The organism is Microbacterium zouquanmingi, from assembly GCF_052266695.1.
Lineage (GTDB): Bacteria > Actinomycetota > Actinomycetes > Actinomycetales > Microbacteriaceae > Microbacterium.
In genome coordinates, this window is sequence record NZ_JBQPQZ010000004.1 from 69,676 (window position 1) to 89,731 (window position 20,056).

19 protein-coding genes are annotated in these 20,056 nt (G+C 66.3%); 13 read left to right on the forward strand and 6 right to left on the reverse strand.

Features of this window, described 5'->3' with window-relative positions; genetic code table 11:
- Positions 1 to 80: 80 nt before the first annotated feature.
- A complete protein-coding gene (locus ACTU6U_RS09790) occupies positions 81 to 1,514 on the reverse strand; it encodes an NAD(P)H-quinone dehydrogenase (protein ID WP_443468932.1) in 1,434 nt (477 codons plus the stop codon).
- A 59-nt stretch (positions 1,515 to 1,573) separates the two neighbouring features.
- On the opposite strand from ACTU6U_RS09790, the gene ACTU6U_RS09795 reads away from it, so the two are divergent.
- The 3 genes from ACTU6U_RS09795 to ACTU6U_RS09805 are packed head-to-tail and all read left to right on the forward strand — an operon-like array spanning position 1,574 to position 4,418.
- A complete protein-coding gene (locus ACTU6U_RS09795) occupies positions 1,574 to 2,407 on the forward strand; it encodes a purine-nucleoside phosphorylase (RefSeq protein ID WP_443468933.1) in 834 nt (277 codons plus the stop codon).
- Positions 2,404 to 4,089: a phospho-sugar mutase gene (locus tag ACTU6U_RS09800; protein WP_443468934.1), complete on the forward strand. Its 1,686-nt coding sequence runs from the start codon at positions 2,404 to 2,406 to the stop codon at positions 4,087 to 4,089. Before ACTU6U_RS09795 ends, ACTU6U_RS09800 begins: the two co-directional genes overlap by 4 nt.
- A gap of 50 nt (positions 4,090 to 4,139) precedes the next feature.
- Complete coding sequence (locus tag ACTU6U_RS09805) at positions 4,140 to 4,418, forward strand: HPr family phosphocarrier protein (protein WP_443468935.1); 279 nt, start codon at positions 4,140 to 4,142, stop codon at positions 4,416 to 4,418.
- A gap of 1 nt (position 4,419) precedes the next feature.
- Here ACTU6U_RS09805 and ACTU6U_RS09810 read toward each other — a convergent pair whose 3' ends face one another.
- On the reverse strand, positions 4,420 to 6,342 hold the full coding sequence (locus tag ACTU6U_RS09810; RefSeq protein WP_443468936.1) for a BglG family transcription antiterminator: 1,923 nt from the start codon (positions 6,340 to 6,342) through the stop codon (positions 4,420 to 4,422).
- A gap of 142 nt (positions 6,343 to 6,484) precedes the next feature.
- On the opposite strand from ACTU6U_RS09810, the gene ACTU6U_RS09815 reads away from it, so the two are divergent.
- The 10 genes from ACTU6U_RS09815 (at position 6,485) to ACTU6U_RS09860 (ending at position 15,969) form a co-directional block, all read left to right on the forward strand.
- A complete protein-coding gene (locus ACTU6U_RS09815; protein WP_443468937.1) occupies positions 6,485 to 6,826 on the forward strand; it encodes a PTS sugar transporter subunit IIB in 342 nt (113 codons plus the stop codon).
- Positions 6,823 to 7,104 (forward strand): HPr family phosphocarrier protein, encoded by a 282-nt coding sequence (locus tag ACTU6U_RS09820; RefSeq protein ID WP_417510719.1) that lies wholly within the window; start codon positions 6,823 to 6,825, stop codon positions 7,102 to 7,104. Before ACTU6U_RS09815 ends, ACTU6U_RS09820 begins: the two co-directional genes overlap by 4 nt.
- A complete protein-coding gene (gene ptsP / locus ACTU6U_RS09825; protein WP_443468938.1) occupies positions 7,101 to 8,786 on the forward strand; it encodes a phosphoenolpyruvate--protein phosphotransferase in 1,686 nt (561 codons plus the stop codon). The genes ACTU6U_RS09820 and ptsP overlap by 4 nt, the downstream gene beginning before the upstream one ends.
- Positions 8,783 to 10,390 (forward strand): PTS mannitol transporter subunit IIBC, encoded by a 1,608-nt coding sequence (locus tag ACTU6U_RS09830; RefSeq protein WP_443468939.1) that lies wholly within the window; start codon positions 8,783 to 8,785, stop codon positions 10,388 to 10,390. The genes ptsP and ACTU6U_RS09830 overlap by 4 nt, the downstream gene beginning before the upstream one ends.
- Positions 10,387 to 10,821, forward strand: a complete 435-nt coding sequence (locus ACTU6U_RS09835; RefSeq protein ID WP_443468940.1) for a PTS mannitol transporter subunit IIA — start codon at positions 10,387 to 10,389, stop codon at positions 10,819 to 10,821. Before ACTU6U_RS09830 ends, ACTU6U_RS09835 begins: the two co-directional genes overlap by 4 nt.
- Entirely contained in the window at positions 10,818 to 11,963 is a 1,146-nt protein-coding gene (locus ACTU6U_RS09840) for a mannitol-1-phosphate 5-dehydrogenase (RefSeq protein WP_443468941.1), read from the forward strand. Before ACTU6U_RS09835 ends, ACTU6U_RS09840 begins: the two co-directional genes overlap by 4 nt.
- Positions 11,964 to 12,045: 82 nt before the next feature.
- Positions 12,046 to 13,335 (forward strand): flavin-containing monooxygenase, encoded by a 1,290-nt coding sequence (locus tag ACTU6U_RS09845; protein ID WP_443468942.1) that lies wholly within the window; start codon positions 12,046 to 12,048, stop codon positions 13,333 to 13,335.
- Positions 13,332 to 14,285: a bile acid:sodium symporter family protein gene (locus ACTU6U_RS09850; protein WP_443468943.1), complete on the forward strand. Its 954-nt coding sequence runs from the start codon at positions 13,332 to 13,334 to the stop codon at positions 14,283 to 14,285. The genes ACTU6U_RS09845 and ACTU6U_RS09850 overlap by 4 nt, the downstream gene beginning before the upstream one ends.
- Positions 14,282 to 15,241 (forward strand): SDR family oxidoreductase, encoded by a 960-nt coding sequence (locus ACTU6U_RS09855; RefSeq protein ID WP_443468944.1) that lies wholly within the window; start codon positions 14,282 to 14,284, stop codon positions 15,239 to 15,241. Before ACTU6U_RS09850 ends, ACTU6U_RS09855 begins: the two co-directional genes overlap by 4 nt.
- A complete protein-coding gene (locus ACTU6U_RS09860; protein ID WP_443468945.1) occupies positions 15,238 to 15,969 on the forward strand; it encodes an alpha/beta hydrolase in 732 nt (243 codons plus the stop codon). Before ACTU6U_RS09855 ends, ACTU6U_RS09860 begins: the two co-directional genes overlap by 4 nt.
- A 31-nt stretch (positions 15,970 to 16,000) precedes the next feature.
- On the opposite strand, the gene ACTU6U_RS09865 is transcribed toward ACTU6U_RS09860, so the two are convergent.
- The 4 genes from ACTU6U_RS09865 to ACTU6U_RS09880 are packed head-to-tail and all read right to left on the reverse strand — an operon-like array spanning position 16,001 to position 20,052.
- Positions 16,001 to 17,161 carry a polysaccharide deacetylase family protein gene (locus ACTU6U_RS09865; protein WP_443468946.1) on the reverse strand — a complete coding sequence of 387 codons (1,161 nt, stop codon included), beginning with the start codon at positions 17,159 to 17,161 and terminating at the stop codon, positions 16,001 to 16,003.
- A 39-nt stretch (positions 17,162 to 17,200) separates the two neighbouring features.
- Positions 17,201 to 18,319 (reverse strand): adenosine deaminase, encoded by a 1,119-nt coding sequence (locus tag ACTU6U_RS09870; RefSeq protein WP_443468947.1) that lies wholly within the window; start codon positions 18,317 to 18,319, stop codon positions 17,201 to 17,203.
- A 48-nt stretch (positions 18,320 to 18,367) separates the two neighbouring features.
- Positions 18,368 to 19,657, reverse strand: a complete 1,290-nt coding sequence (locus ACTU6U_RS09875; protein ID WP_443468948.1) for a thymidine phosphorylase — start codon at positions 19,655 to 19,657, stop codon at positions 18,368 to 18,370.
- A complete protein-coding gene (locus ACTU6U_RS09880; protein ID WP_443468949.1) occupies positions 19,654 to 20,052 on the reverse strand; it encodes a cytidine deaminase in 399 nt (132 codons plus the stop codon). The genes ACTU6U_RS09875 and ACTU6U_RS09880 overlap by 4 nt, the downstream gene beginning before the upstream one ends.
- Between the last annotated feature and the right edge of the window lie 4 nt (positions 20,053 to 20,056).

The window sequence follows — 20,056 nt, forward strand, 5'->3', positions numbered from 1 at the left end:
GAGACCCCTTGCTGCCGACGTCGGCAGCATGGGGTCTCGGCGCGAAGAAGGGGTCTCGGCGCCGAAGACGGGGGCGCACGTTACGAGATGTTCACCAGGTGCATCGCGCGAGAGGCATCCGTGATGCTCGACGACAGCGAGGGGTACGCGGCGAAGACGCGCGAGACCTGGTCGACCGTCAGGCGACGCTCGACGGCGACGGCGAGCGGATAGATCAGCTCGGATGCCTTCGGCGCGACGATCACTCCACCGATCACGGTTCCGGAGCCCTTGCGGGCGATGATCTTCACGAAGCCGTCCTTGATGCCCATCATCTTCGCCCGCGGGTTCGCGGCGAGCGGCAGCTTGTACACCAGCCCGTCCATCTGCTCGAGGTCCTTCTCACCCCAGCCGACGGTTGCGATCTCGGGAGCGGTGAAGATGTTCGAGGTGATCTTGACCTTCTCGAGCGGGATGACGATGTCGCCGAGTGCGTGGAACACGGCGGTGCGGCCCTGCATGGATGCCACGGATGCCAGCGGGAAGAAGTTCGTGCAGTCGCCCGCAGCGTAGATGTTCGGCACAGAGGTGCGCGCGACCTTGTTGACCCGCACGTGGCCGAACTCGGTCAGCTCGACTCCGGCCTCTTCGAGCCCGATGTCTGCAGTGTTCGGAATCGACCCGACCGCCATCAGGCAGTGGCTGCCCTCGACTGTGCGCCCGTCGGACAGCGTGACGAGCACACCGGCCTCGGTGCGCTCGACCGTGTTCGCACGGGACTTCGACAGCACGGTCATTCCGCCTCTGGTGAAGACGTTCTCCAGCACGTGAGCGGCATCGGGATCCTCGCCGGGGAGAACCTGATCGCGGCTGGAGATCAGCGTCACCTTCGCGCCGAGGTTCATGTAGGCGGATGCGAACTCCGCACCGGTGACTCCAGAGCCGACCACGATGAGGTGCTCCGGCAGAGCCTTCATGTCGTAGAGCTGAGTCCAGGTGAGGATGCGCTCGCCATCGGGCTTCGCAGAATCGAGCTCGCGCGGCGATGCGCCCACCGAGACGACGATCGTGTCGGCCTCGATGCGGTCGAAGTCCGTGCCGCCGACGCCGGTCGAGACGACGATCGCGTTCGGTCCTTCAAGACGTCCGTGGCCGGAGAGAATGCGCACACCGGACTCGAGCAGCGTGGAGCGCATGTCCTCTGACTGCTGGCCAGCCAGAGCGAGCAGACGCTTGTTGACCGCGGCGAGGTTGATCGCGATCTCAGGCTTGAGCGGTCGACCATTCGAACCCTTGGCATAGAACTGCACACCGAGGTCGCTGGCCTCTGCGATCGCGACTGCGGCATCGGCCGTGGCGATGAGACTCTTGGACGGGACGACATCGGTCAGCACGGCGGATCCGCCGACACCCACTCGCTCGACGAGGGTCACCTCTGCTCCGAGCTGAGCGGCGGCCAGGGCCGCCTCGTATCCGCCGGGGCCGCCGCCGAGGACAGCAACACGCTGAGTGCGCTCAAAAGGAGTCGAAGACATGGCTTCTATTCTCCCGCAATCCTCGCTGAGCAGGTGCCACCTTCCATAGAGTGGGATGCATGACCGAGATCCACATCAATCCCCTCGACGTTCCGGACGCAGACCCGTTCGAGATCGCAGCCCGCGCCGCGGCAGACATCGCCCGGCTCACCGGCGTCGAGAAGCATGACATCGCCCTCACGCTCGGCAGCGGCTGGGGCCGCGCCGCAGAGCTCATCGGCGAAACCGTCGCCACCGTCCCCGCAACCGAGGTCACCGGCTTCTCCAAGCCCGCCCTCGAGGGCCACGTCGGCACTCTGCGCAGCATCCGCACGCCAGAGGGCAAGAACGTCCTCGTGATCGGTGCGCGCACCCACTACTACGAGGACCACGGCGTCCGCCGGGTCGTCCACAGCGTCCGCACCGCCGCGGCCACCGGTGCCGCGATCATGGTGCTCACCAACGGCGCCGGCGGCATCCGCGAGACCTGGAAGCCCGGCCAGCCAGTGCTCATCAGCGATCACATCAACCTCACCGCCGACTCCCCTCTCGAGGGCGCGACCTTCGTCGACCTCACGGATCTCTACTCGAAGCGTCTGCGCGACATCGCTCATACGATCGACCCTTCGCTCGATGAGGGCGTGTACACCCAGTTCCGCGGCCCGCACTACGAGACCCCTGCAGAAGTGCAGATGGCGAAGATCATCGGCGGCGACATCGTCGGAATGTCGACGGCACTCGAAGCGATCGCCGCACGCGAAGCAGGCATGGAGGTGCTCGGCTTCTCGCTGATCACGAACCTCGCCGCCGGCATCCAGAAGACGCCGCTGAGCCACGCAGAGGTCATCGAGGCAGGCAAGGAAGCGGAGCCGGTGATCTCGGCGCTGCTCGCACGCGTGGTGGAGGCGCTGTGAGCATCGGCGACGCCGTTGACGCTCGGCTCGCGCAGGCGCGGGCCTGGCTCCGCCAGGATCCGGATGCCGAGACCCGCGACGAGCTCGCCGGTCTCATCACCCGTGCAGCCTCAGGAGATGAGACCGCATGTCACGACCTCGACGACCGCTTCCGTACCCGTCTCGCCTTCGGCACCGCGGGACTGCGCGGCGCGCTCGGTGCCGGCAGCAACCGGATGAACCGCGTGCTCGTCTCGCAGGCGGCTGCGGGGTTCGCCGCGTACCTGCACAGACGCGCGCAGGGGCAGACTCCCACAGTGGTGATCGGCTACGACGGCCGGCGGAACTCGCGCCGGTTCGCTCAGGACTCCGCCGAGATCTTCGCAGGTGCCGGTCTGAAGGCGATTCTGCTGCCCCGACTGCTCCCGACACCGGTGTTGGCGTTCGCCGTGCGTCATCTCGGCGCCGATGCCGGCATCATGGTGACCGCGAGCCACAACCCGCCCAATGACAACGGGTACAAGGTCTACCTCGGCGGCGCGGAGGACGGATCGCAGATCGTGTCGCCTGCGGACGCCGAGATCGCCTCGTACATCGAGCGCGTAGCGGAAGCCGGAGACATCGGCATCCTTCCGCGTTCCACACAGTACGATATAGCCGCTGAGGACGTCATCGAGGCGTACGTCGCCGCGACGGCGGCCATCGCCCCCGCTCCGGCGGCGGCTCGTGGACTCACCTGGGTCTACACGGCCATGCACGGAGTCGGGTGGGAGACGTTCGCGCGTATCATCGATGCGGCGGGCTACCCGCGCCCGAAGACGGTGGGCGAGCAGCTGAACCCCGATGCGACGTTCCGCACCGTCGCGTTCCCCAACCCCGAAGAACCCGGTGCGATGGATCTCGCATTCGCTGCGGGTCGCCGAACGCGCGCGGATTTCATCCTCGCCAATGACCCGGATGCTGACCGCCTGGCGGTGGCGATCCCCGATGAGTCCGCGAAGGGCGGTTGGCGACGGCTCACCGGCAACGAGATCGGGCTGCTGCTGGGCGCACGTGCCGCACGCACAGCCGAAGGGACAGCCGGTGCGTCACTGGCGTGCTCACTGGTCTCCTCCCCCGGTCTCGGTGCGATCGCCGCGCACCACGACCTCGACTTCCACGAGACGCTGACCGGCTTCAAATGGATCTCCCGCGCACCGGGGATGGTCTTCGGCTTCGAAGAGGCGCTCGGGTATCTCGTGAACCCCGAGACCGTCCGCGACAAAGACGGCATCTCCGCGGCCGTCGCCGTGCTCGGGCTCGCGGCCGAGGCGCGCGAGCGCGGAGAGACTCTGGCTGACCAGCTGGCTCAGCTGGGCGAGACCTACGGGCACTTCGCAAGCGGCCAGGTGTCTGTGCGCGTGGATGACCTGTCGATCATTGGCAAGGTGATGCTGTCGCTGCGCACGCTTCCGCCCACGCACATCGGCAGCGCACAGGTGGAGGCGGTCGAAGACCTGCTCCAGGCTGCGCCAGGTCTCCCCTCCGGTGATGTGCTGCGGTACCGTCTCACCGGCGGCACCCGTGTCATCGTCCGCCCCAGCGGCACCGAACCCAAGCTCAAGGTGTACATCGACGCGCAGGCGGCATCGGCAGCTGAGGCGACCGAGACCGTCGCTGAAGCCGAGGCGGGGGTCAGAGCGCTGCTGGAGGAGCGATCCTGACAGCAGGGCGGTTATCGCCCTCATCACCTGAGCACGGCTAGCATCGCCATATGCTCATCCGAACCGTGACCATCAGCGCGCAGGGTGGCGCGCATGCCCGGCCAGTCGCCGAATTGGTGCGTCTGGCACAGGGACATGCGCCCACAGTGACGCTGCGCGTCGCCGATGGTCGCGAAACGGATCTCACCAGTGTGCTGGCCGTCATGGACCTCGCGCTGGAGCCCGGCGACGAGGTCGTACTGCAGGTCGCGGATGCACCGGGCTCAGACGCGCTGCTGGACGACCTGGTTGCCGTGCTTGCTCCCACCCCGGAGCTGACCGAGCGCTGACTCAGCCGTCGATGACGGCGACGAGTTCGTCGAGGAACGCTTCGAACGTGGTTCCGCGCCGAACGATGCGCTGCACGCTCTCGCGCTCGCTGAAGACCTCGACCAGCTGCTCGAACACGGTCTGGAACGCTGCTCGGTCGCTCTCGCTGAAGGCGGCGAGCGCGACGACCTGAACCCGTCCGTCGCCCCAGGCGACCGAACCGTCTGCCACGCCGATGGCGATGGCTGTGCGCTCGGCGGTCATCTGCAGCGCGTGCGGCACGGCGAACGCATCGGTGAAAGCGGTCGAGGACATCTGCTCTCTGGCGATGGTGTTCTCGATGTAATCGTCACCGATCAGACCGGATGCGCTCAGCATCCCGCCGAGCCGCCGGATGATGGCCTCTTCGCCCTCGTCGGGGAGCGGGCGCACGAACGCGCCCGGCGAGAAGTAACGGGCGAGTTCTGCGCGCAGCCGGTTCAGCCGCCGTGCGCGCCGGATGCGTGCGGCGGCCTGCGATACCCGCTCGACATCGGCATCGGTGAGGAACGGCTGGATGCGCACGTAGTGCTCGCCACTGGCACCGGGGTCGATCGTGGTGAGGACGAGGTCGGTATCGATACTCGCCCAGTCGGGGTCGACGGTGGTGACCACACCGGTCACCTCGACGGAGGTGCCGAGCGAGCGGTCGACGCTCGATCGCAGCAGTTCGTGCAGTTCGTAGTAGCCGGGGCACACGATCGTCGCCGTGAGGATCGACTCGGCTTTGCGGCTGCGCTCGAGCCTGCCACCGATGTGCATCGCGATGTAGGCGATCTCATCGTCGTGGATGGGAACGCCCAGCCGGTCGTGCAGTCCGCTCGCGATCGAGACCGCAACCTCGAAGATCATCGGATACGACGCCTTCAACGAGCGCGTGAGCGGGTTGCGGCTCCACGCCTGCTCCTGTGCACGGCGCAGCAGGTTCTGCACGTGTAGAGCGAGTCGGAGGATGAATTTCTCGTCGATCAGATCGACCTGATAGTCGACGGCTGCCTGCACGATCTCGGCGCGCACTGCCCCTTCGATCGCCGGTTCCACGCCGCTGCGCACGGCGTCGGCTGCGGCGTCCTGCCCTGGCGCGATCGCGCGAGTGAGCACCAGCGTTGCGAGATGGGCGCTGTCGCCGCCGCGCAGCGAGACGCCGAAGTGCTCGGACGCCAGGTCGCTGATCACCGCACCCAACTTGGGAATCTCCTCCCAGGTTCCGCCGGGCGAGGCCTCCAGGGCCCGCCCTGCAGAGACGCGGTCCGCAGCGATCGCAATGTGCAGCAGCACGTCAGAGATCGCCAGCTCGTTCACGTAATAGCCGAGGGCACTCAGCTCACGTACGAGAGCGGTCTTGAACGGAGCGACAGCGTGTGCGGCGACGGCTGTTCCGGTGAGGGCGCGGCGGATGCTCTCCGGATGGAAGGACCCGGCATCCATCTCGTCATGGGCGAGGCGACTGAGGAGGCGACGCTGCGCGACCTCTGACCCGCGCAGCCGAGCCCGCTCTCGGTCGCGCTCCAGACTCAGATCCATGCCGTCGAGAAGCCCGCGCACCCTGGCGAGGTCGGCTTCGAGCGTCGCCTCACTGACGTGCATGGCATCGGCGGTCTCGTAGACATCGATGCCGTCCGAGGCATCCAACAGCATGCGCACCAGGGAGTGCAGGCGATCCCGCGGCGCCGACTCCCCCGCCGCGCGCGTGCGGAGGGCATCGTGCGCTCCGGGACCAGGGCGATAGCCCGCGGGGCTGGACTCGACGGCATCCGCCTCGGGCACACGGGTGTTGAGAGCTGCGACATAGGAGCGGATGCTGCGCGGCGTCACCCCCAGCAGATCGGCGAGGCTGGCGGCGGTTGCCCACTCGTCCTGTCGGAGCAGGGTCTGCAGGAGCCGGTCCTGGCGCTGTCGCGACATGTGACCCATGATGCCAGCACTGCACCCGCCTGGGGCGGAAGCGCATGTTCCGCAGGGGCGGAAGAGAACGTGGTGGCAACACTCCCAGCTGTTTCCCAGAATGAAGAGAGCCTTGCGAAGGCGGGCGAAAGAGGTGGAATCAATGAAGATCCTGGTGGTGTGCGGCGCGGGAGCGTCGAGCACTTTCGTTGCTCAGCGTCTGCGGCGCGCGGCGATGCTGGCCGGCCTGGACTGGCAGACCTCGGCGGGAGCAGAGACGAGCGTGAGTGCGGCGCATGCGGATCTCGTACTCATCGGCCCCCATCTCGCCGATCGCGTCGATGTGATCCGAAGCGCCACCACCGCACAGATCGCGCTCCTCCCCGACGATGTCTTCCGCGATCGGGAGGGCACTCAGACGCTCTCGATCGCCGAGGCGGCTCTGTCCGGCGCCACAAGCGATTCCCCATCCCCCGCGAAATCCACCGCGAAAGGAAGATCATGACCGAGATCTCACGCACTGTCCGCATCGGCTCCTCCCACGGACTGCACGCCAGGCCGGCGAAGCTCTTCGCACAGGCTGCGAAGGAATCCGGCATTCCCGTCACGATCGCAAAGGGCGACGGCAAAGCAGTCAATGCCGCCAGCATCCTCGGCGTCATCGCACTGGCAGTTGAGCACGGTGACTACGTGACGCTGACGGCAGACGGCGAAGGCGCCGAGGCAGTGCTGGATGCTCTGACTGAGCTGCTCACCACCGATCATGACCAGGAGACGGCATGACCGAGCTGCGAGGAGTCGGTATCGGTCTGGGCGTCGCTCAGGGACCGGTCGTCCGCATGGCGGAGGCTCTGCCTGCCCCCGACAAGACGTCGAGCACCGCGGGTGCCGATGCCGAGCGGGCACGTGCGCGCGAGGCAGTCGCTGCTGTCGCCGCGGAGCTGATGCAGCGCGGCGAGTCTGCCGGAGGATCGGCGCAAGAGGTCCTTGAGGCGCAGGCGATGATCGCCGAGGACCCCACGCTGCAGGACGAAGTCGACGCACGCCTCGATGACGGCGGCACCGCCGAATGGGCTGTCTATGACGCGTTCGAGGGCTTCAAAGCCACTCTCGAGGCCGTCGGCGGATACCTCGGCGAGCGCGCCGCAGACCTTGACGACATCGCCCAGCGTGTTCTCGCGCACCTGCGTGGCGTGGCCGCACCTGGCGTCCCCGACCCCGGCCATCCGTTCGTGCTGATCGCGCGCGATCTGGCCCCCGCCGACACCGCGCTGTTGAACCTCGAGCAGGTACTCGCTCTGGTCACCTCCGATGGAGGACCGACCTCGCACACCGCCATCCTCGCGAGAGAGAAGGGCATCGTCGCCGTCGTGGGGGCCGCCGACGCCGCCTCGCTCCACAATGGCCAGACGGTGATCGTGGATGCCGCGGCGGGCGCAGTCACGACCGATCCTTCTGCCGAGCAGCTCACGCGGGCTGCCGCCCGCGCTGCCGAGCGCGCAGCGTCGATCGACGCTCCGCCCTCGCCCGGCGCACTCGCGGACGGCACCGCGATCGCTCTGCTCGCTAATCTCGGCAAGCCCGCCGACGCTGCCGATGCGGTAGCCCGCGGCGCCGAAGGCGTTGGCCTGTTCCGCACCGAGTTCCTCTTCCTCTCGTCAGCGCAGGCGCCGACCATCGCAGAGCAGCGCACGGCATACACGGAGCTGCTCGAAGCATTCCCCGGCAAGAAGGTCGTCGTGCGCATGCTCGACGCCGGAGCCGACAAGCCGCTCGCGTTCTTGAACGACGCGCACGAGGAGAACCCTGCCCTGGGCCTGCGAGGTCTTCGCTCGCTGCGGGCAAGCGAAGACATTCTTCGCGAGCAGCTCACTGCCCTCGCCGAGGCAGATGCCGCAACCGCCGCCGATCTGTGGGTCATGGCGCCGATGGTGGCAACAGTCGAGGAGACGAAGTACTTCACCTCTCTCGCCAGAGAGTACGGGATCAAGACTGCCGGCGTCATGGTCGAGATTCCGGCGAGCGCCCTACTCGCCGACCGAGTGCTCGCGCACACTGATTTCGCTTCGATCGGCACGAACGACCTCACCCAATACACGATGGCAGCCGACCGCATGCTCGGTTCGGTCGCGAACCTTCAGGACCCGTGGCACCCCGCCGTACTGCGGCTGGTCGGCGAGGTGGGCGCTGCCGGCGCCCGCGCGAGCAAGCCGGTAGGCGTTTGCGGTGAGGCTGCCGCAGACCCTCTGCTGGCTGTCGTCCTGGTCGGCCTGGGCGCCACGAGCCTGTCGATGGCGCCGGCTGCCCTGGCCGATGTTCGGCTCGCGCTCTCCGAGCGCACCCTCGACGAGGCACGGAGCCTCGCCGAGATCGCACTTGCGGCGGATGACGCAGCAAGTGCACGCACTGCCGTGGCCGATGCCGTGGCAGCCCTCTCCCCCCATCAGAAAGAGAAGAAATCATGACGACGACGTCACCGACCAAGCCTGGGGGCGCCCGCGTCGCGGTGCAGCGCTTCGGCACGTTCCTGTCCGGCATGATCATGCCGAACATCGCGGCGTTCATCGCCTGGGGCTTCATCACGATGCTCTTCATACCCGCCGGATTCTTCGGCGCGGACAGCCCCTTCGGCTGGCATTGGGCGCCGGTCGCTGAGATCATCGGCGGTGGCGGCGACGCTGCCACGATCCAATGGGAGGGCGCGATGACCGCGCTCGCCGAGGGCGACGGAGGCAACTTCTTCGCCTATGTCGGCCTCGTCGGCCCGATGATCACCTACCTGCTCCCGCTGCTCATCGCGAACATGGGTGGGCGAATGGTCTACGGCGAGCGCGGCGGTGTGGTCGCGACGATCGCCACGATGGGCGTCATCGTCGGAACCAACATCCCGATGTTCCTGGGTGCGATGATCATGGGACCGCTGGCAGCCTGGATCACCAAGCAGATGGACAGGCTCTGGGACGGCAAGATCAAGGCCGGCTTCGAGATGCTGGTCAATAACTTCTCCGCCGGCATCCTCGGCATGGTCCTCGCCGTCGTCGGCTTCTTCACGTTCGGTCCGGTCATGCTCGGCATCAGCGCCGCACTCGGCACGGCCGTCGACTGGCTGGTCAACCTGCAGTTGCTGCCGCTCGTGTCTATCATCGTGGAGCCCGCGAAGGTGCTCTTCCTCAACAACGCGATCAACCACGGCGTCTTCACCCCGCTCGGCATCGAGCAGGCTGCGGAGACCGGGAAGTCGATCCTCTTCCTCATCGAGGCGAACCCCGGCCCCGGCCTCGGCCTCCTCATGGCATTCACGTTCTTCGGTGTGGGTGCGGCGAAGGCCTCGGCTCCCGGTGCTGCCATCATCCAGTTCTTCGGTGGCATCCACGAGATCTACTTCCCCTACGCGCTCAGCAAGCCGATGACGATCCTCGCGCTCATCGCCGGTGGCGCCTCTGGTGTGGCGACGAACATGCTGCTGAACGGCGGACTTGGCTTCCCTGCAGCTCCCGGCAGCATCATCGCCGTGACGGCGGCAGCGATCGGCGGCGGCGTCGGCAACCTGCTCGTCGTGTACCTCTCGGTCGTCATCGCCGCCGTGGTGACCTTCCTGCTCACCGGAATCATCCTGCGGTCATCCCGGAAGCGTGACCTCGCTGCTGAGGGCGACACCTTCGGTGCCGCGATCGCGCAGACCGAGGCCAACAAGGGCAAGAAATCCGAGCACCTGTCGAACCTGGCATCAGCAAGCGCTCCTGCGACCACGGCCACGGCCGTCGCCACCGCGCCGATCGAGAACATCGTGTTCGCCTGCGACGCGGGGATGGGGTCTTCTGCAATGGGTGCGAGCGTACTGCGCAACAAGCTGAAGAAAGCGGGAATCACCGATGTCAACGTCACCAACCAGGCGATCGCGAACCTCGATGGCACTGCCGATCTCGTGATCACCCAGCAGCAGCTGACCGACCGAGCGAAGGACAAGTCCCCGACCTCGATCCACATCTCGGTCGACAACTTCATGAATGCACCGCAGTATGAAGAGGTCGTCGAGATGGTTCAATCTCAGAAGGAGGGACAGCAATGAGCGTCCTCACAATCGGCCAGGTTCGGATCCACCCTGGCTCCATCACTCAGGATGAGGCCCTGCAGGAGGCGACCGACATCCTCGTCGCCGCAGGGGCCGTCACCCCCGCCTACGTCGACGCGATGAAGCTGCGCGAAGAAACGGTGTCGACGTTCATGGGGAACGGCCTGGCCATTCCCCACGGCACGAACGAGACCAAAGAGGCGATCCTCGCCTCTGGACTGTCTGTGGTCCGCTATGACGGTGGCGTGGACTGGGCCGGAGAGCAGGCGACGTTCGTGATCGGCATCGCCGGGCGCGGCGATGAGCATCTCGAGATCCTTTCGCAGATCGCGATCCTGTTCTCGGACGAGGATGATGTCGCGAAGCTCAACGCGGCGCAGACCCCGGACGAGCTGTTCGCACTCCTGTCGGCGGTGAACGAGGCATGAAAGCCGTCCACTTCGGCGCCGGCAACATCGGGCGCGGCTTCGTCGGACTGCTGCTGCACGAGGGCGGGTATGACCTCGTCTTCTCCGACGTTGCCGGCGCCCTGGTGGACGCCATCAACTCGACCGACTCCTACACGGTGCACGAGGCGGGACCAGGGGGTGTCGATCGCGTCGTCACGGGGTACCGCGCGGTAAACAGCGCGGAGGACCCGGATGCCGTGGCTGACGAGGTCGCGACAGCCGACGTCGTCACCTGTGCCGTCGGACCGACCGTGCTGCGCTTCATCGCCCCGGCGATCGCTGCGGGGCTGGCTCGCCGTTCCGCCGACCTCGACCCGCTTCAGGTCATGGCGTGCGAGAACGCGATCGGCGCGACAGATCAGCTGCGCGCCGAGATCGAGAAGATCGACGCGGATGCCGCCGGCCGTGCGGTCTTCGCGAACACCGCCGTCGATCGCATCGTGCCTGCCCAGCCAGCTGATGGCGGCGTCGATGTGACGGTGGAGCCGTATTTCGAGTGGGCGATCGAGCAGGGGCCGTTCGCCGGTCGTCTGCCGAACATTCCTGGTGCGCATTTCGTCGATGATCTCGGGCCGTATATCGAGCGAAAGCTCTTCACGGTCAACACCGGGCATGCGGCTACGGCGTACTTCGGTGCGCTGGCGGGCATCGAGCGAATCTCCGACGCGCTCGCGGATCCGTCGATCGCCTCGCGCGTCGAGGCTGCGCTGCAGGAGACCTCCGCGATGCTTGCGGCAGTACACGGTCTGGACCCCGCCGAGCTCGCCGCATACCGGGCGACGATCCTCGACCGGTTCCGCAATCCTGAGCTGGTCGACACCGTGCAGCGGGTCGGCCGCCAGCCGCTGCGGAAGCTGTCGCGACACGAGCGCTTCATCGGTCCTGCCACTCAAGCGGCAGCGCGCGGTCTGAGCACTGATGCGCTGATCGCCGCCGTCGGCGCTGCCCTGGCTTTCGATGATCCCTCCGATGAGCAGTCCGTCGAACTGCAGCGGCTGCTCCGCAGCGAGGACGGGTACGCGTTGACCGCTGCGGTGACGGGGCTGGAGCCGGAGCATCCGCTCTTCGATGCCGCGCACGCGGCATTCGTGACGCGCCAGTACGAGCTGCGCGACGCCTGATTCACTCTCCGCGCCACATTTCAGTTAGGGTCGATTAGCTGGGGGGCGCAGATCAAGCACATTGTCGTGCGGGGAGCACCAAATGAACAGATACGCCGTCATCGGCGCAGGTCCATCCGGGTTGGCAACAGCGCGCGCACTGCGGAAGCAGGGAATCGACGTCGAAGGCTTCGAGGCCTCGCACGACGTCGGAGGCCTCTGGGATATCACGAACCCACGCAGCTCGATGTATGAATCGGCGCATCTGATCTCCTCTCGCACGACCACCGAGTTCGCCGAGTATCCGATGGACAGTGACGTCGACTACCCGAGCCATCGGGTTCTGCATGACTACTTCCGTTCGTACGCCGAGAAGTTCGCTCTGTCCGAGCTGTTCCGCTTCGACACTCGCGTCACACGTCTGGAGCCGCACGAGGGCGGATGGAATCTCACCGCCGTCGACGAGGAAGGTGAGCAGACTCGCTGGTACAGCGGCGTGATCCTCGCCAACGGCACGCTCGCCGATCCGAACACCCCGACCTTCACGGGCGAGTTCGCGGGAGAGATCCTGCACACCCACTTCTACAAGAAGGCCGCCCAGCTCGATGGCAAGCGCGTGCTCATCATCGGTGCGGGCAACTCCGGTTGCGATATCGCCGTGGATGCTGTGCATCACGCGGCATCCGTCGACATGAGTGTCCGGCGAGGGTACTATTTCGTCCCCCGCTATCTGTTCGGCAGACCGAGTGACACCCTGAATCAGGGTCGCCCGCTGCCGAGGCGGCTCAAGCAGGCTGTGGATTCCCGGGTGCTCAAGGCATTCACGGGAGACCCGGTGCGCTTTGGCTTCCCGAAGCCGGACTACCGCATCTACGAATCGCACCCGATCGTCAACACCATGGTGCTGGGCCATCTCGGTCAGGGCGATCTGCGCATCCGCGCGGACATCGACCGCTTCGATGGCCACACCGTGCACTTCCGCGACGGCAGCTCAGGAGAGTATGACCTGATCCTGCTCGCCACCGGATACTCGCTCGGCTACCCCTTCGTCGACCGCGAGCACCTGTCCTGGCACGGTGCGTCCCCACGCCTGTTCCTCAACATCTTCCCCGCAGCCTTCAACGGTCTGTACGTGATGGGGATGGTCGAGGCATCCGGTCTCGGCTGGCAGGGTCGCTACGAGCAGGCAGAACTGCTGGCGAGCTATCTCGCGGCCGTTGAGAACGACCCAGCCCGCGCAGAGAGCTTCCGAACACGAGTAACCAGCACGCCATGGCCCGACCTCACGGGCGGATACCGCTACCTGGCGCTGGACCGCATGTCGTACTACGTCAACAAGGACGCATATCGCGGCGCAGTCCGTGCAGAGCGCGAAAGCCTGGACGCAGCATGAACGTCGACGACGTCGTCCTCAGCTTCACCCCTGGGTCACTGACGCTGCTGAATGTCGTGCTCGGGCTCATCATGCTGGGCATCGCCCTCGACACCTCTCCCAGCGACTTCCGCGTTGTCGCCAAGCACCCCAAGCCCTTCGTCATCGCGATACTCGCGCAGCTTCTGCTGCTTCCTGCGGTGACCTTCGGCCTCACGCTGATACTCCCGGTGACAGCTTCCATGGCGATGGGAATGATCCTGGTGGCCTGCTGCCCTCCGGGCAACATCTCCCAGGTGCTCACCCACCGCTCTGGCGGCAACGTCGCGCTCTCGGTGTCGCTGACAGCCGTCGGCAACCTGATCTACATCGTCGCCATGCCGCTGAGCATCGCGTTCTGGGGCTCTCTGCACCCGACGGCGCGAACGGTGCTGCACGCTGTCGCCCTCGACCCGCTGAAGATGCTGCTGGAGATCGTGCTGATCATCGGTCTGCCGTTCGCCGTCGGCCTGTTCGTGCGAGCGAAGCTGCCGAAGATCGCGGCCAAGGCTCATCCGTTCGTGAAGTGGTTCAGCCTGCTCGCGCTCGTCGGCTTCATCGTCGTGGCTCTCGTGGGCAACTGGTCGGTGTTCGTCAGCGTGCTGGGAATCGTGCTGCTGGTGGTCACCGTGCACGACGCCGTCGCCCTCGGGCTCGGCTATGGCACCGCCGTCATCGGCGGACTCGGCAGCAGGGAGCGCAAGGCCATGACGTTCGAAGTCGGCATCCGCAACGCCGGTCTGGGACTCGGGCTGGTCTTCGCCTTCTTCGGCGGCCTCGGCGGGATGGCGATCGTGGCCGGCTGGTGGGGCATCTGGGACATCATCGCCGGTCTCGTGGTAGCCGGCCTCTGGTCGCGGCACACGCGCAAGCGCACGGGATCGCCTACGGGGGATGCCACCGGACGCACCTCGATGGAGCCCACCCCGTGACCAGGGTGCTGATCACCGGCGGCGCGGGGTTCCTCGGCTCGCACGTCGCACAGCTGCTCGCCCAGCGCGATGACGTGGAACTCGTCGTCACCGCCGACCTGCGCGCCAGGCCCGCAGAAAACGGCATCCTGCCGGTGACGTTGGATGTGACGGATGCCGCGAGCATTGCTCCCCTGCTGCGCGAGCACCGCATCGACACCGTCGTGCATCTCGCCGCGATCGTGAACCCCGGCAAAGACGTGGCGCTCGAGTACCGCGTCGATGTCGATGGCTCAGCCAATATTCTTGCCGCGTGCGTCGATGCTGGTGTGAAGCGAATCGTCGTCTCCAGTTCGGGCGCGGCCTACGGATACCACCCGGATAGCCCGGAGTGGATCGACGAGACGACGCCGGTTCGAGGCAATGACGCCTTCCCGTACTCGCGCCACAAGCGCCTCGTCGAGGAGATGCTCGCCGAGTATCGGAAGACGCACCCGGAGCTTGAGCAGGTGATCTTCCGGATCGGCACGATCCTCGGCCCCGATGTGCGCAACCAGATCACCGCGCTCTGGGACAGCAGTCGCATCCTGCGCATCGCAGGATCCGATGCCCCATTCGTCTTCATCTGGGTGGACGATGTCGCGAAAGCGATGGTGCGTGCGGCGACCGACGGCCCCGCAGGGATCTACAACGTCGCGGGCGACGGCGCTCTCACTGTTGCCGAGATCGCCGAGCGTCTGGGCAAGCCATTGCTCCCGATTCCCGCATGGATGCTGTCGTTCGCCCTGCGCGCGGGGCAGCTGCTGCGTCTGACCCCGCATGGGCCGGAGAAGGTGCCGTTCCTTCGCTACCGCCCTGTGCTGGCGAATCGACGGCTGAAAGAGGAGTTCGGGTTCGTGCCGTCGCGCACGAGCGCCGAGGCATTCGAGGAATATCTCGCAACGCATCCCGGTGTCGCCCGTACCCTGGAGCGATGAAGAAGAAACGCCGGCTGCTGCGATGGATCCTGTGGAGCATCGTCCTGGTCGTGATCGTCGCTGTCGTCGGCACTCTCGCCTGGACGCAGATCGGTGTCATGCAGGCCGCAGCAGAGCCGCTCGCTGACGCGAAGGCGAATCCGGCGATCACGATCACGGATGCCCCGGAGGGCATCGTGCTCGCGCCGCGCGAGGGCGGCTCGGCTACCGGACTGGTCTTCATCCCGGGCGCGAAAGTCGACCCATGGGCGTACGTGGCGATCCTTCAGGACGTCGCGGCCGAGGGCACCACCGTGGTCATCACGAGACCGTGGCTGAATCTGGCATTCTTCGATCTGCGCGGGCTGGACTCCTTCACTTCCGCAGCGCCCGAGATCGAGAACTGGGGCGTCGGCGGGCATTCGCTGGGCGGTGTGCGCGCGTGCCAGCTCGCGGGCGATGCCGAGACCCTCGTGCTGTTCGCCTCGTACTGCGCGACCGATCTCTCCGGCGACTCGCTCGCCGTGTTGAGCCTCGCCGGCACCGAAGACAGGCTCTCGACCCCCGAGAAGATCGCGGATGCACGGCACCTACTCCCCCAGGACGCCGAACTCATCGAGATCGAGGGCGCCTCACACGCTTCCTTCGGCGACTACGGTCCGCAGTCAGGCGACGGGACCCCGACGATCTCAGACGACGAGATGAGAGCTGTGGTCACCGAAGCACTCGCCCCTCTGCTTCAGCGCTGAGGGTCGATGCGGTTGATCAGCCGATACCTGATCACCCGATGCGGTTGATCAACGCATCCAGGCCCATGCCGTAGTCGATGCGCACGACCGGCAACGCGTACTTGTCGGTGCCGATGGTCACGGTGCCCGGCTCGATCGTGCGAGCCATCGCGTATCCGGCCTGAGCGACGCCCTGTTGGGCGGTGTCGTTGAAGTGACCGTAGGGGTAGGCGATCACCTCGCGCACGCCGAGCACGTCCCCTGAGATGTTCAGGTCTGCAGCGATCTCGTCCGCCGTCCAGTTCACCATTCGGCCCTTGCCGTTCGCGCCGGCCTGATGCATGTCGTGCGTGTGCGATCGCCGCTGCACGTAGATCGAGGGCGCCGGGTCCTGACGATAGGCCGTGATCATGAACGAGGTGGTGAGCACCTTGTGAGCGGTGACGACGGGTACTGCCAGATCGAACCACGTCTGGTCAGCGTCATCATCGGTGATGATCACCGAGCGCGGTGGGAGGTACAGTCGCCCGTCGATGAATGCGCTGAGCTCGTCCCAGGTGGGCATGTAGAAGCCGGTGGTCGCGATGTGGTTCATCTGCGCGTCGAAGTCGCCGATATACGCGTAGTTGCCGCGCAGCCAGCCGTCTTCGCCCTCAGGCCTGCTGGTGAACTGGTGGTACATCAGGATCGGCACCTCGGTGCCCGCTGCGGCGTTCTGGTCGGCAGGCATCCACGACCCGAACAGTTCGATCGACTGGTCTTCGCAGACGACCTCGTCGGCTCCGTTGATCCGGGATGCCGGGTCGAAGGCTGCGGCGCTCTCCGGAGTCGCGTACCAGCCGCCGAAGGCCATGCCTTCCTGCGCGGGAATCGGAAGCGCCGCGTACAGCGTGCCCTGGTGCTGAAGGATCGGGGCATCCGCGATCCCCTCCCCCGCGAACACGACGGCGCACGCCAGCGGATCATTCGCATCGGCAAGCAGCTGCTCGACCGGTGAGAGAGGAGTGGGCGTGGGCGTGGGTTTCACGGTCGGCTTGGGGGTCTGGGCGGTGACCGCCTGCACGGAGTTCGAGCGAATCGTCGAGATGACGATCGTCAACGACACCCCGAGCACGAGGACGGCGACGACGACACCGGTCAGCAGAACCCGCGTGTTCAGTCTGCGCCTGCGCTGATGAGTGACCCGCCTTCGGCGACGACTGTCCCCCTCCATGACGCCCTCCCTTTCCGGATCTCACCCTCAGGGGAGCTCTCAGTCGTTCTGGAAACCCTCAGCGATCATCTCGACGAGTTCTTCTCGTTCTTCAACAGGCAGGAACGTCGCCGCGGCGGCATTGAACTGGAACGTCTCAAGATCATCCAGATCGTAGCCGAAAGCATCGACGAGGAGCGCGAGCTCACGGGTGAGCGAGGTGCGACTCATCGTGCGGTTGTCGACGTTGACAGTGACGTTGAACCCGAGCTGGTAGAGCAGATCGAAGGGGTGGTCAGCGAGCTCTGTTCCCCAGGCTTCGATCGCACCGGTGTGGACGTTGGAAGACGGCGACAGCTCGAGCGGGATCTCGCGGTCACGCACCCAGCGCGCGAGGTCGCCGAACTTGACCTGCACCTCTTCGCCGTCGCGGTCCATGACCTCGAGATCCGAGACGAGGCGCACCCCGTGTCCGAGACGCAGTGCACGCCCGTCGAGCAGCGCGCTGCGGATGGATGCGAGGCCTGCGGCTTCCCCGGCATGCACGGTGACCGGCATGAAGTTCGCCGCCAGCAGTTCGAAAGCCTCACGGTGATCGGATGCGGGGAATCCGTCTTCGGGACCTGCGATATCGAATCCGACGACGCCCTCTTGGCGGTGGTCGAGCACGAGCTCCGCGATCTCGAGTGCGCGATCGTTCTGGCGCATCGCGCTGAGGATCTGACCGACTCGGATGCTGCGACCGCTCCGGTCTACGGCATCCTCACCCTCTTCGATCCCCTGCTGCACTGCTTCGACAGCGTCATCCAGCGACAGTCCTCCAGCCAGGTGCTGCTCCGGTGCCCAGCGCACCTCGCCGTAGATGACACCGTCTGCTGCGAGGTCTTCGACGAACTCACGTGCGACACGGGTGAGTGCCTCCGCAGACTGCATCACTCCGACCGTGAGATCGAACGTCTTGAGGTAGTTCACCAGGGACCCGGAGTCCGCCTGCGCACCGAACCAGTCGCCCAGCGCACCAGCGGAGGTCACCGGAAGCTCGAGTCCGATCTGCTGTGCGAGCTCGAAGACCGTCTGAGGCCGCACCGCACCGTCGAGATGGTCGTGCAGGGAGATCTTCGGCAGGGAGCGCAGCGAGACGCCCCCGATCTTGACGTCGCCGTCGGATGTGATCGACATGGATGTTGTCCTCTCAGAAACCCGACGTGCGCTCGTCGACGTCCCAGCTTACGCGGTGATCCGCTCGCGGACGAGAGGCCCGATCTCCGGCGCGCTCTCTCCGATAGCCCACGCGCCTTCGACAGCGTCGAGCGCACGTGCGAACCGCGCTTCATCCTGCGCGGACAGTGTGAACAGCGGCTGTCCTGCAGAAACGCGATCACCGGGCTTGGCGTGCAGGTCGATTCCTGCAGCATGCACGACCTCGTCCTCGGCGCGCGCGCGTCCTGCGCCCAGTCGCCATGCGGCGACGCCGAACGGCAGAGCATCGATCCGGGTCACCACGCCGTCAGACGGAGCCGTGACCACATGGGTCTCACGAGCCACGGGGAGCGCAGCATCCGGGTCGCCGTCCTGGGCACGGATCATCGCGTTCCAGGTGTCCATGGCCCGCCCGTTATCCAGCGCTCCTTCGACATCGGCATCCGGATGGCCGGCGAGCGCGAGCATCTCACGCGCCAGCGCGATCGTCAGCTCGCGAACATCGGCGGGGCCGCCGCCGGCGAGCACCTCGACGGACTCGCGAACCTCGTTCGCGTTTCCGATTGCCAGGCCGAGCGGCACATTCATATCGGTCAGAAGGGCCGTCGTGGCCACTCCCGAATCCGTGCCGAGCGCGACCATCGTCTGGGCGAGCTCGCGAGCGCGGTCGATGTCCTGCATGAACGCGCCGGAGCCGAACTTCACGTCCAGCACGAGGGCGTCGGTCCCCTCAGCGATCTTCTTGGACATGATGCTCGAGGCGATGAGCGGAATCGCCTCGACGGTGCCAGTGACATCGCGCAGGGCGTAGAGCTTCTTGTCTGCAGGGGCAAGGCCCGAGCCGGCGGCACAGATCACCGCGCCGACATCGCTCTGCATCTGCGCGAACATCTCTTCGTTGCTGAGAGCTGCCCGCCACCCGGGAATGGACTCGAGCTTGTCCAGAGTGCCACCGGTGTGACCGAGACCCCGGCCGGACAGCTGCGGAACCGCAACGCCGAACGATGCCACCAGCGGTGCCAGCGGAAGCGTGATCTTGTCGCCGACGCCACCTGTGGAGTGCTTGTCCACGGTCTTCTTGCCGAGGTCTGCGAAGCTCATCCGCTCTCCCGATGCGATCATCGCGTCGGTGAGGACACGGATCTCGTCGCGCTCCATCCCGCGCTGGAAGATGGCCATCGCGAACGATGCCATCTGCGCGTCGGAGACATAGCCACGCGTGTAGGCATCGACCATCCAGCGCAGCTCGGGTTCGGGGACAGCGCCACCGCCGCGCTTCGCGCGGATGACGTCGATCGCGTCGAATGGCTCACTCATCGGACATCCTCCAGGTCGCGCGGCCCGAATGCGTCGGGCAGCACCTCATCGATCGTGCGGATGCCGGAGACCGTCTCCAGCAGCATCTCCGGCATGGAGTGCTCGTACAGCAGCTGTCGGCAGCGGCCGCATGGCATGATCGTCTGCCCGTCATTGTTGACGCAGACGAAGGCGACGAGCTTGCCGCCTCCAGACATGTGCAGGTCTCCCACCAGTGCGCACTCGGCGCAGAGCGTCACGCCGTAGGAGGCGTTCTCGACGTTGCATCCGGCGACGATGCGTCCGTCGGCAACGAGAGCCGCGGCTCCCACTTTGTACCGTGAATAGGGCGCGTAGGCCTTCTGCATGGCCTCTGTGGCGACGTGACGGAGCTCGTCCCAGTCGATGTCAGTCATAGCT

Coding starts and splice junctions, on each gene's coding strand:
- ACTU6U_RS09875 (WP_443468948.1), bottom strand. CDS start 19,657: ATGAGTGAGCCATTCGACGCGATCGACGTCATCCGCGCGAAGCGCGGC.
- ACTU6U_RS09880 (WP_443468949.1), bottom strand. CDS start 20,052: ATGACTGACATCGACTGGGACGAGCTCCGTCACGTCGCCACAGAGGCC.
- ACTU6U_RS09865 (WP_443468946.1), bottom strand. CDS start 17,161: ATGGAGGGGGACAGTCGTCGCCGAAGGCGGGTCACTCATCAGCGCAGG.
- ACTU6U_RS09860 (WP_443468945.1), top strand. CDS start 15,238: ATGAAGAAGAAACGCCGGCTGCTGCGATGGATCCTGTGGAGCATCGTC.
- ACTU6U_RS09790 (WP_443468932.1), bottom strand. CDS start 1,514: ATGTCTTCGACTCCTTTTGAGCGCACTCAGCGTGTTGCTGTCCTCGGC.
- ACTU6U_RS09820 (WP_417510719.1), top strand. CDS start 6,823: ATGACCGAGATCTCACGCACTGTCCGCATCGGCTCCTCCCACGGACTG.
- ACTU6U_RS09870 (WP_443468947.1), bottom strand. CDS start 18,319: ATGTCGATCACATCCGACGGCGACGTCAAGATCGGGGGCGTCTCGCTG.
- ptsP (WP_443468938.1), top strand. CDS start 7,101: ATGACCGAGCTGCGAGGAGTCGGTATCGGTCTGGGCGTCGCTCAGGGA.
- ACTU6U_RS09795 (WP_443468933.1), top strand. CDS start 1,574: ATGACCGAGATCCACATCAATCCCCTCGACGTTCCGGACGCAGACCCG.
- ACTU6U_RS09810 (WP_443468936.1), bottom strand. CDS start 6,342: ATGTCGCGACAGCGCCAGGACCGGCTCCTGCAGACCCTGCTCCGACAG.
- ACTU6U_RS09815 (WP_443468937.1), top strand. CDS start 6,485: ATGAAGATCCTGGTGGTGTGCGGCGCGGGAGCGTCGAGCACTTTCGTT.
- ACTU6U_RS09830 (WP_443468939.1), top strand. CDS start 8,783: ATGACGACGACGTCACCGACCAAGCCTGGGGGCGCCCGCGTCGCGGTG.
- ACTU6U_RS09850 (WP_443468943.1), top strand. CDS start 13,332: ATGAACGTCGACGACGTCGTCCTCAGCTTCACCCCTGGGTCACTGACG.
- ACTU6U_RS09840 (WP_443468941.1), top strand. CDS start 10,818: ATGAAAGCCGTCCACTTCGGCGCCGGCAACATCGGGCGCGGCTTCGTC.
- ACTU6U_RS09805 (WP_443468935.1), top strand. CDS start 4,140: ATGCTCATCCGAACCGTGACCATCAGCGCGCAGGGTGGCGCGCATGCC.
- ACTU6U_RS09845 (WP_443468942.1), top strand. CDS start 12,046: ATGAACAGATACGCCGTCATCGGCGCAGGTCCATCCGGGTTGGCAACA.
- ACTU6U_RS09835 (WP_443468940.1), top strand. CDS start 10,387: ATGAGCGTCCTCACAATCGGCCAGGTTCGGATCCACCCTGGCTCCATC.